8 protein-coding genes and 1 pseudogene are annotated in these 9346 nt (G+C 43.4%); 3 read left to right on the top strand and 6 right to left on the bottom strand.

Going from position 1 to position 9346, the window contains the following annotated elements:
* Positions 1-58: 58 nt before the first annotated feature.
* From PV763_RS16205 to PV763_RS16190, 4 genes and pseudogenes are all read right to left on the bottom strand, one after another.
* Positions 59-765, bottom strand: a pseudogene (locus tag PV763_RS16205) (1-acyl-sn-glycerol-3-phosphate acyltransferase).
* Positions 766-791: 26 nt separating this feature from the next.
* Positions 792-1901: a beta-ketoacyl-ACP synthase III gene (locus PV763_RS16200; RefSeq protein WP_314136474.1), complete on the bottom strand. Its 1110-nt coding sequence runs from the start codon at positions 1899-1901 to the stop codon at positions 792-794.
* Positions 1902-1931: 30 nt separating this feature from the next.
* The gene (hrpA, locus tag PV763_RS16195; protein WP_420938214.1) at positions 1932-5852 is read right to left on the bottom strand and encodes an ATP-dependent RNA helicase HrpA; all 3921 of its coding nucleotides are present in this window, start codon (positions 5850-5852) and stop codon (positions 1932-1934) included.
* A gap of 116 nt (positions 5853-5968) precedes the next feature.
* The gene (locus PV763_RS16190; RefSeq protein WP_314136478.1) at positions 5969-6169 is read right to left on the bottom strand and encodes a hypothetical protein; all 201 of its coding nucleotides are present in this window, start codon (positions 6167-6169) and stop codon (positions 5969-5971) included.
* A 172-nt stretch (positions 6170-6341) separates the two neighbouring features.
* Between PV763_RS16190 and ahpC the strand changes: the two genes are divergently transcribed.
* Entirely contained in the window at positions 6342-6905 is a 564-nt protein-coding gene (gene ahpC, locus PV763_RS16185; protein WP_004278916.1) for an alkyl hydroperoxide reductase subunit C, read from the top strand.
* 290 nt (positions 6906-7195) lie between these two features.
* Positions 7196-7402 carry a KTSC domain-containing protein gene (locus tag PV763_RS16180; protein WP_004278917.1) on the top strand — a complete coding sequence of 69 codons (207 nt, stop codon included), beginning with the start codon at positions 7196-7198 and terminating at the stop codon, positions 7400-7402.
* 11 nt (positions 7403-7413) lie between these two features.
* Here PV763_RS16180 and PV763_RS16175 read toward each other — a convergent pair whose 3' ends face one another.
* Both PV763_RS16175 and PV763_RS16170 read right to left on the bottom strand, forming a co-directional pair.
* Positions 7414-8004: an O-methyltransferase gene (locus PV763_RS16175; protein ID WP_247144351.1), complete on the bottom strand. Its 591-nt coding sequence runs from the start codon at positions 8002-8004 to the stop codon at positions 7414-7416.
* Between the two features lie 24 nt (positions 8005-8028).
* The gene (locus PV763_RS16170; RefSeq protein ID WP_314136514.1) at positions 8029-8247 is read right to left on the bottom strand and encodes a DUF1653 domain-containing protein; all 219 of its coding nucleotides are present in this window, start codon (positions 8245-8247) and stop codon (positions 8029-8031) included.
* A 233-nt stretch (positions 8248-8480) separates the two neighbouring features.
* On the opposite strand from PV763_RS16170, the gene PV763_RS16165 reads away from it, so the two are divergent.
* The coding region (locus PV763_RS16165; protein WP_420937669.1) for a thioredoxin family protein at positions 8481-9346 on the top strand (866 nt) is incomplete at its 3' end.

The raw sequence follows: 9346 nt of genomic DNA, 5'->3' as shown, positions 1-9346 counted from the left end.
TAGCTAAAATTTTACGTCTAAAATGTTCTGAATAACTCATTGCACCATTGTATTGGTTTTATAATGATTTGACTATATGCCGAAACTCAACCAGCTCCTCTTGCGTCTGCACCTGAGCAATCGATTGTCGCGGCATAAACTGAAAATAAAATGGCAGGCGTTTTGGGAATAATCGTTTAGGCAAAGATGGAATCACATCGCCCTGACGTAATAATTTATTGAGTTGTGGTACTTTGAGGAGTTTTTGAAAATATTTATGCTGGATGATCTTATTGGCATCAAAGCCAATCTCATAGACTTCATCCCCACCGAGCGCGGCAAAAGGGACAATATCATAGTTGAATTCCTGAGCCAGCTTTAAAAATCCGTAACGCTGCTTCCAGATCAATTGATACTGTTCACCCTGACGTTTGAGTACTTCGCGCCCCCTCCCGGAAAGACCAGAATAGAATAACCCTGCTGCATCACAGCACGTACATAATGCTGGATGCCATCGACTGCCCCAAACTTCTTCACGGCGTCACGCCATAAGGGCACATAAAAATGGCTATGATCCGCAATACTGACCACAGCCACTTTATGTTCGTTATAAAGGTAATCAATCAGCATCGGCGAATCAAAGATCCCGTACATGGAATGATTACCGACATACATTGCAGGCCGACTGGCATCAATATATTCAGCCCCTAAAAAGGTAGGGGTAAAATATAATTTGGATAAGGCACTTAAGCGTCTAATCCATTGCCCATCATGTTTGACCTGCAAGTTGTCTGCTCCCTATTGACTCCGGATTATGCCACGCGCTTTTGGACCAGAATCGAACCCACCGAATAACCCGCACCAAATGAACACAACACGCCGTATTCACCATCTTCTACTTCGTGTGCAGTGCGGTGCAAAGCAATGATCACGCCTGCAGAAGAAGTGTTGGCAAACTCATTCAGAATGATCGGTACCAGACCAGGTTTGGCATTTTCTTTACCAACCACCAGTTTCAGGATCAGCTCATTCATGCTGGCATTGGCCTGGTGTAACCAGAAGCGTTTAACACCTGTCGGCTCAATCTGATTCTTCTCCAGTTGCGCAGTAATCATTTTCGCAACCAGTGGACAGACTTCTTTAAATACCTTACGACCATCCTGACGGAAACGTTTGTCATCAATGTCAGCATTTTCAGAAGTATTCAAGAAACCAAAGTTATTGCGGATGTTATTCGAGAACTGGGTAAACAACTCAGAATCCAGAATTTCAAAACCGGTTTTGCTGTCGGTATTTTCAATAATTGAAGCGGTTGCCACATCACCAAAAATAAAGTGACAGTCACGTGAACGGAAATCGGTATGTGCAGAGGTAATTTCCACATTCACTAATAACACACGGCGCGCGCCTGCTTTGATCGCATCATAAGCCTGTTTCAGACCAAATGTTGCTGCAGAACACGCCACGTTCATGTCATAGGCATAACCTTTGATGCCTAGAGCGGTCTGAATCTCGATCGCCACAGCAGGATAAGCACGTTGCAAATTCGAACATGACAAGATCACGATATCAATGTCTTCGGCAGTCACACCGGCATTTTCCATCGCCTGCTTGGCTGCGATTACACCCCATTCTGCCTGCAGTGAAATTTCATTATCTGCACGTTCACGTAAATTAGGACGTAAGCGTTTTGGATCAAGAATGCCTGATTTTTCTACGACATAACGGCGTTGTACGCCAGATGCTTTTTCAATAAAGTCTGCACTAGAACCACGACGTGCTTCAACTTCGCCTGCAGCGATTTTGTCAGCATTTTCGTGATTAAACAGTTCCACATAAGCATTTAAACTTTCAACTAATTCTTCATTGGTGATGACATGTTCCGGATGGAATAAGCCCGTACCCGTAATGCGGATGCCCATGTAAAATTCCTTATCTGAATTACCTATATCTTAACTGATTCCAAGACGATCCCATACTTTTTGCAAGCGAGTTGGAGACACGGGTGCTTTTGTTTTCATCGGTTGTGAAAACAATGAGATTCTTAACTCCTCGACCATGAAATACAATTCTTTCAGGCGAGGGTCATCTTTAAACTTGAATAATTTTTCCATCCATTGATCAATTTGGTCAATGGCGGAATTGTCCCTTTGTAGATTATTGGGCAAGCGCTCTAAACGCAAGATCAAGGCTTTCAAATAACGTGGAAATTCGCCCCATACATCGGAAGTTTTACGATATACAAAGTCAGAAAGGCTCATTAAATCAAGCTGATCTTCAATATCATTGATATTTTTTTCAAACACAGAATGGTCTAAAACCAATAATTTCCGGCGAATTTCCTGCCACTGGATATAAATATCCGTGATTTCTTTTAGGGCAACTTGACCATAAGTCAGGAAAGATTTTTTTACATCTTCAACCAGCTTTTGGAACTCTTGCGCATTGACAGGCAGCTCATTAATGGACATATGTAGTGTGGCATAAACTAACATTTGTTCCAGTTGCGCTTTATCTCCAAGTGGCGAATAAGCCAGCGCCAAAGGTTTGGAAATCTGTTTTTTCAACTGGCGGGTCAAGTCTCCGAGTTGCATATGCACCAGTCGGATCACCCCTTCACGATGTTTTTTAACCGCTTCAGCCTGATCATTAAAAGTCTGAATCACCACACCAGATTCATCTTTCTGCTCCAGCGCAGCGAAGGCTTTGGTCGGAACCAGCGCCTGATACTGCTTGACCACGACACCGGTGACTTTTTGCGATGCTTCAAATACAAAGCTTTCCGGGAAGGTTTTAAATTCACCTTTAAGCTGTTTGACCGGACTATGCGTTTCAGTCCGGCAGCGCGCTTTCAGCTCAGCAAGATCACGCCCCTGTTCAATAACACGACCTTTTTCATCAGTAACTTTAATAAAAGGCAACAAATACTGGTCTACCCGGTCAAAACTGAAATCTTTCTCAGTGATTTGATCGCCCCGCAACTGGAATGCCAAGAAACTAAAAATATGTTTCTGTAAATCCTGCACATCTACTTTTGCCATGAGTTTTCGTGCAGTATCCGGAATCGGCACCAGATTACGACGCTTGTCCTTCGGCAAAGCTTTTAGCAATGCTTCAATCAGCTCCAGACGCCATCCCGGAATTCCCCATGACCAGATACCTTCATCGACTTGGGCCAAAGCTTGCAATGGAATTTTAACTGTCGCGCCATCTTCATCATGACTCGGGTCAAAACGATAGGTTGCAGCCAGACGCAGGCTACCATTTTGCAAATAGTCCGGGAATTGTTGTGTGGTTGGACGGTCATTCAGCCACAGTGCATCGTCATCAACAAATAAATAACGCGGATTCTGGGGCTCAACCGTGGCACGCCAGTCTTCAAAAGTACGACGGCTGGCCACTTCAGGCGGCACTTTGGAGGCATAGAACTGGTAAATGGTTTCTTCATCAACCACCAGATCACGACGACGCAGCTTGTCTTCTACTCGCTCGACTTCTTCCAGTTTCAGCAAGTTATGTTTTAAAAATGGCGGAGTAATCCCTAGATGACCGGTAGTTAAAGCATCCCGCAAGAAAATTTCATGCGCAGCCGCCTGATCAACTTTTTCATAATTGATTGGGCGCTTTGGCTCAATAATCAGACCAAATAGGGAAATCTGATCATAGGTATTCACTACACCGGCTTTTTTCGACCAGTGCGGTTCAAAATAATGATGCTTGAGCAGGTCACGCGCCGCCAGCAGAATCCATTCCGGTTCAATCTTGGCAAGGGTACGTAAATACACCTGGGAGGTCTCGACCATTTCAAAGGCCATCACCCACGGCGTATTGGTCTTGTGCAAGGTAGAAGCCGGAAAAATCCGCGCTTTTTGCTGACGTACCGCCATAAACACATTACGTTCATCGGTCTTGTTGGCAATAAAAGACAATAAACCGGTTAATAAAGCACGATGCAGATTTTCATAACTGGCGGGCTTATCATTAAATGACAATTTCAGACCTCGAGCCAAATCTACCAGTTGTTCATGAGTTTTCTTCCATTCACGCAGACGCAGCCAGCTCAAGAAGTGATTGCGCGCAAAAGTACGACGCTTATTTTCACTCATGCTGTCGCGGTTATTATGCAGCGTCTCCCAGAGCTTGATATAGAACAGGAAATCAGAATCGGCTTCACGGAATAGTGCATGTTTCTGATCCGCCTGCATCTGCTTGTCCGCCGGACGTTCACGCGGGTCCTGAACTGCAAGTGCTGCCACAATCACCAGCACTTCATTTAGCACGCCAAAATGTGCACCACCAAGAATCATACGTGCCAGACGTGGATCGATCGGCATTTTCGCCATTTGCTGACCGATCTTGGTTAATCCACCTTGCGTTTCCCTTTTTTTAAAGGAGGAAGGAGTTGCTGACTGCTTTTCATCACTAACTTGAGGGGAGTTTTTCTCAGCCATTGCCCCCAGCTCGATCAACAGCTTGCGACCATCATTCACCAGACGGTGATCTGGCGGTTCGATAAAATCGAAGTCTTCCAGTGAACCCAACCCCAGACTTTGCATTTGCAGAATTACCGATGCCAGGTTGGTTCGCTTGATTTCCGGTTCAGTAAACTCAGGACGGCTCAGGAAGTCTTCCTCAGAATACAGACGAATACAGACACCCGGTGCAATACGGCCACAGCGGCCTTTACGCTGATTGGCGGCTGCCTGAGAAACAGCTTCAATTGGTAGACGTTGCACCCGTGAACGATAGTTATAACGTGAAATACGGGCAAAACCGCTATCAATTACATACCGGATATTCGGAACGGTTAGCGCTGTTTCTGCTACGTTGGTGGCAATAATAATACGTCGCCCGCCCCCAGAAGGATTAAAGATTTTCTGCTGTTCGGCCAGCGCCAGACGCGCATATAAAGTTAATACTTCCGTATGGCGTGGTCCATGTTTGATCAGGGTTTCCTGTAACTCACGAATTTCCTGCTCGGTACTGGCAAAAATCAGGATATCGGCATGTTCGGGATGACCTTTTTCCTGTGCATCCTGAAAGCATTCTTCGACTGCTTTGACCACAGCGCGAGGCAGATTTTCTTCAAAGTCATCAAACTCGTCATCATCACTACCGCCAATGCTCATTTCCGAGATCGGGCGATAACGTAGCTCGACTGGGAAACTGCGGCCTTCTACTTCAAAAATTGGTGCACCATTGAAGTAACTGCTAAAACGGTTTACATCCAGGGTTGCAGAAGTAATGATGACTTTCAGATCGGGACGACGCGGCAACAGCTGCTTCAGATAACCCATAATGAAGTCGATATTCAGTGAACGTTCATGCGCTTCATCAATAATAATCGTGTCATATTTGGTCAGGTAGCGGTCATGCGTCAGTTCGGCCAGTAAAATACCGTCAGTCATCAAACGTACAATTGAATCTTGTGAACCCTGTTCCGTAAAACGCACTTTAAAGGAAATTGATTCACCGAGTTTTTCGCCGACTTCCTCAGCAATACGCTGTGATACACTGCGGGCTGCCAGTCGACGTGGCTGGGTATGCCCGATCATTCCGGTCAGACCACGTCCAGCCAGCATGGCAATTTGCGGTAACTGGGTGGTTTTACCAGAACCGGTTTCGCCAGCCACAATAATCACCTGATGCTTTTGAATCGCGGTAATCAGCTTGTCAGCATACTGGGTTACCGGTAGATCCTGATTCAGCTTGATGTTCGGAAGACGTTCAAGCCGTTGCCGTACTTTCAGATTGGATTTTTCAAATAATTCCTGATACTGCTTGGCATCTGCGTCTTTCCCCTTTTTCAGTCGATTTAAACGGTGACGGTCACGCGCCATTATCCATTGATCTACATTTAAATGACTCTGCACAGAGAAAACACCCACATCAAAAACCGGAAAGGTTTATTTTACTTGGTTCATTAGATTTCAGATAGTCGTAGTTCTGTTAAGTGCCGGACAAATTGGCTTTGGCTGCCTGATTTCTCTCAATTCCGCACCATAAACCTGTCAAAATATCTAAATTGCAGACCTATGTCTGCACGATTGCTTTTAATCATTAGTTTAAGTTTGGAATTGATATTTAAATTATTTTGCGGAAAACATGCTTTTTTTCCTGATTCACCCTTGAATTTTTTGGTTTCAACATCATGTTTGCTAGCACGAGGAAAAAGAGATAATTTTGTCATCAGGCCATCATCTTGATGCTGCTCAATGAACAAAGCGATTTTGCCAAAGTGGCGCGTTTTTACTTAATTCGGTTTTTCCGATGTTTGTAATGTAAAAATACCATTTTAGCATCAACCAAAATTTCGATACTCTTATTCAAAATCAAAGACTACCTCAATCATGGAGACAATGATGAGCTTAATTAATACTGAAGTTAAACCATTTAAAGCAACTGCATTCCAAAACGGCAAATTCATTGAAGTTACTGAAGCTGACCTGAAAGGCAAATGGTCTGTTGTATTCTTCTACCCAGCTGACTTCACTTTCGTTTGCCCGACTGAACTTGGTGACCTTGCTGACAACTACGCTGAATTCCAAAAACTAGGCGTTGAAATCTACTCAGTTTCTACTGACACGCATTTCACTCACAAAGCTTGGCACGATTCTTCAGAAGAAATCAAAAAAATCCAGTATGTAATGGTTGGCGATGCAAACTGGACTCTTGCTAAAAACTTTGACGTATTAATCGAAGCTGACGGCCTTGCTGATCGTGGTACTTTCGTGATCGATCCAGAAGGTAAAATCCAAATCGTTGAAATCAACGCTGGTGGTATCGGCCGTGACGCTCAAGAACTTCTTCGTAAAGTTAAAGCAGCTCAGTACGTACATGCTCACCCAGGCGAAGTTTGCCCAGCTAAATGGAAAGAAGGCGATGCAACTCTTGCTCCTTCAATCGACCTAGTGGGTAAAATCTAATTTTAATTAGATTGAACTGATTCAAAAACCACGCTTTTTAGCGTGGTTTTTTATGGTTTGAACTTTTATGTCAGCACAATACTGGATTTTATTTTTTAAAATTATTTTATTAGAACTTAAAATATTATAGTCCTATTTTTTTCTTGATCCATCATATAAAAATTCAGGCATATCTTTTGCTTCGCTTTCTCATAATCCTTACCCATTCTTACAATTGAGCTATACATCTGCAGAGCCATATGGCATAAGTTCAAATGATAAGATAAGAAATATTCAGTGGAGGAACGCATATGCAAAAACTGCTTACCGTGATTTCTTGGAAATACAATCCCTCAAGCCGCCACCTGAAAATTGTATACAGTAATGGTCATACCGAGCTGTATCATCCCGTACCTGAATTTATTTATGACAACCTGTTAAGACGCCAAGACAAAGCTGCATTCGTGGAAAAGTATCTCGAATATAATTTACATTTTAATAAAATTTGCATGGATTAGAGCGAATCGAATTAACGAAATCCCACCATCAGCAAACCTGCGCCTATGGGTACACTACTCATGATAAAACGTGGGTCTTGCTGAATTAAGGCAATAAACTCTTCGACTTCTGCTGCATGTGAAATGACATTATCAACTACCAGTAACCCGCCCTTTGCTTTAAGTAATCGACTCAAATGTGGCCAGTAACTGACATAATCATCGCGTTCAGCATCTAACAGGATAAAATCAAATATTTCCTGTTCTGCCTCCAGATAAACTTGAGCATCAATCACTTTAAAATTGATTAAGTCTGCAAGATCTATTTCTGTCGCATATTGCTTTGCCTGAGCAACCCGTTCTGCATCAACTTCAAGAGTTGTAATCATGGCTTGAGTCTGCCGAGCCGCTTCCGCCAGCCATAGAGTGGAATAACCGGTAGAAGTGCCAATTTCCAAAATACTTTTCGATTGTTGCGCACGAATCAGCATAGACAAAAATTGACCGGATTCTGGCTCTATATTCCGGTATCGGTGCAGGCGATCTGCCTGCTTATGATCATGCATATGAAATTTTTCATATAATTCTTGCATGAATATTTCAAATTCATCTGAGTTTTGCATCACTCTTCCCTGAGTCTGTTGGGCTTAAAGTGCCTGAATCAATTTAAAACGCTCCACTTCACGATCATCGTTAGTGGTAATGGTTTCAGTGAACATCGTTAAATGACGTACCCAAATTGAATAATCCCCATAGAGACATTGATAAACCACCAGCTTTTCTTCAGTTTCACTGTGCGTGGCGACATGAAACACCTGATAAAGCTGTCCCTTATAATGTTGATAAATACCGCGTTGTAATTCCATCATTCAAGTCTCAAATATCTTGTTTTAATCTTAGCTGAAAATCCTTATTCTTGCTCTAAACTACTTGAAAATTAATCTTTTTACCCCATATAGAACTTTGAAATTAATGATGAATTTTTTAATAAATCTGTAAATCCGATCAATAAAATAAAAACAAACTGTTTTACCTATTTATTCAATTCATTTAATATCCTGTTATCAAATAAACATTTACTCCTTTGGAGACGTTAGCAATGTTAGATCAAAATACTTCAGCCCAACTTAAAACCTTATTAGAACGCCTAGAAGGCCCGATTGAACTGGTGGCGACTTTGGATGGCTCTGACAAATCAGCCAAAATCCAGGAACTGGTGTCCGAAGTGGCTGCACTGTCTGACCTGGTCACTGCACGCTTTGACGGGACCAATGCACGTGCGCCAAGTTTCGGGATTGCAAAAGCTGGTGAGGAACCACGTGTATTCTTTGCAGGCTTGCCAATGGGTCATGAGTTTACCTCGCTGATTCTGGCATTGCTGCAAACTTCAGGTTATGCACCGAAAGTCTCTGATGAAGTACTGGCGAATATTAAAAGCCTGGGTGTTCAATCTAATTTCGATGTGTTCGTATCGTTAAGCTGCCATAACTGTCCGGATGTGGTTCAGGCACTCAACCTGATTGCCATTTATAACCCGGGGACCACAGCGACCATGATTGATGGGGCTTTCTTCCAGGAAGAAGTAGAAGAACGCAAAATCATGGCGGTGCCGATGGTATTCCAGGACAACCAGCATATCGGTCAGGGTCGTATGACACTGGAAGAAATCATTGCCAAGCTGGATAGCAATGCCGCTGCCAAAGATGCGGAAAAGCTGAATGCCAAAGATGCCTTTGATGTCCTGGTGATCGGTGGTGGTCCTGCAGGGAATACTTCTGCGATCTATGCAGCACGTAAAGGCATTAAGACCGGGATCGTGGCGGAGCGCATGGGCGGTCAGGTCATGGATACCATGGATATTGAAAACTTCACGTCTGTACAGAAAACTCAAGGTCCTAAATTTGCAGCCGAGATGGAAGCCCACGTGCGTGAATATGGTGTCGACATCATGAACCTGCAACGGGT

Origin of the sequence: Acinetobacter sp. AS5, from assembly GCF_048957595.1 — a bacterium.
GTDB lineage: Bacteria > Pseudomonadota > Gammaproteobacteria > Pseudomonadales > Moraxellaceae > Acinetobacter.
The sequence above is the reverse complement of the archived record's forward strand: the minus strand, read 5'-3'. Positions and strand labels throughout refer to the sequence as shown.

What these genes read in the sequence shown, in the direction of transcription:
- PV763_RS16200 (WP_314136474.1), bottom strand. Translation starts at nt 1,901, where the DNA reads ATGGGCATCCGCATTACGGGTACGGGCTTATTCCATCCGGAACATGTC.
- PV763_RS16190 (WP_314136478.1), bottom strand. Translation starts at nt 6,169, where the DNA reads ATGACAAAATTATCTCTTTTTCCTCGTGCTAGCAAACATGATGTTGAA.
- ahpC (WP_004278916.1), top strand. Translation starts at nt 6,342, where the DNA reads ATGAGCTTAATTAATACTGAAGTTAAACCATTTAAAGCAACTGCATTC.
- PV763_RS16180 (WP_004278917.1), top strand. Translation starts at nt 7,196, where the DNA reads ATGCAAAAACTGCTTACCGTGATTTCTTGGAAATACAATCCCTCAAGC.
- PV763_RS16175 (WP_247144351.1), bottom strand. Translation starts at nt 8,004, where the DNA reads ATGCAAAACTCAGATGAATTTGAAATATTCATGCAAGAATTATATGAA.
- PV763_RS16170 (WP_314136514.1), bottom strand. Translation starts at nt 8,247, where the DNA reads ATGGAATTACAACGCGGTATTTATCAACATTATAAGGGACAGCTTTAT.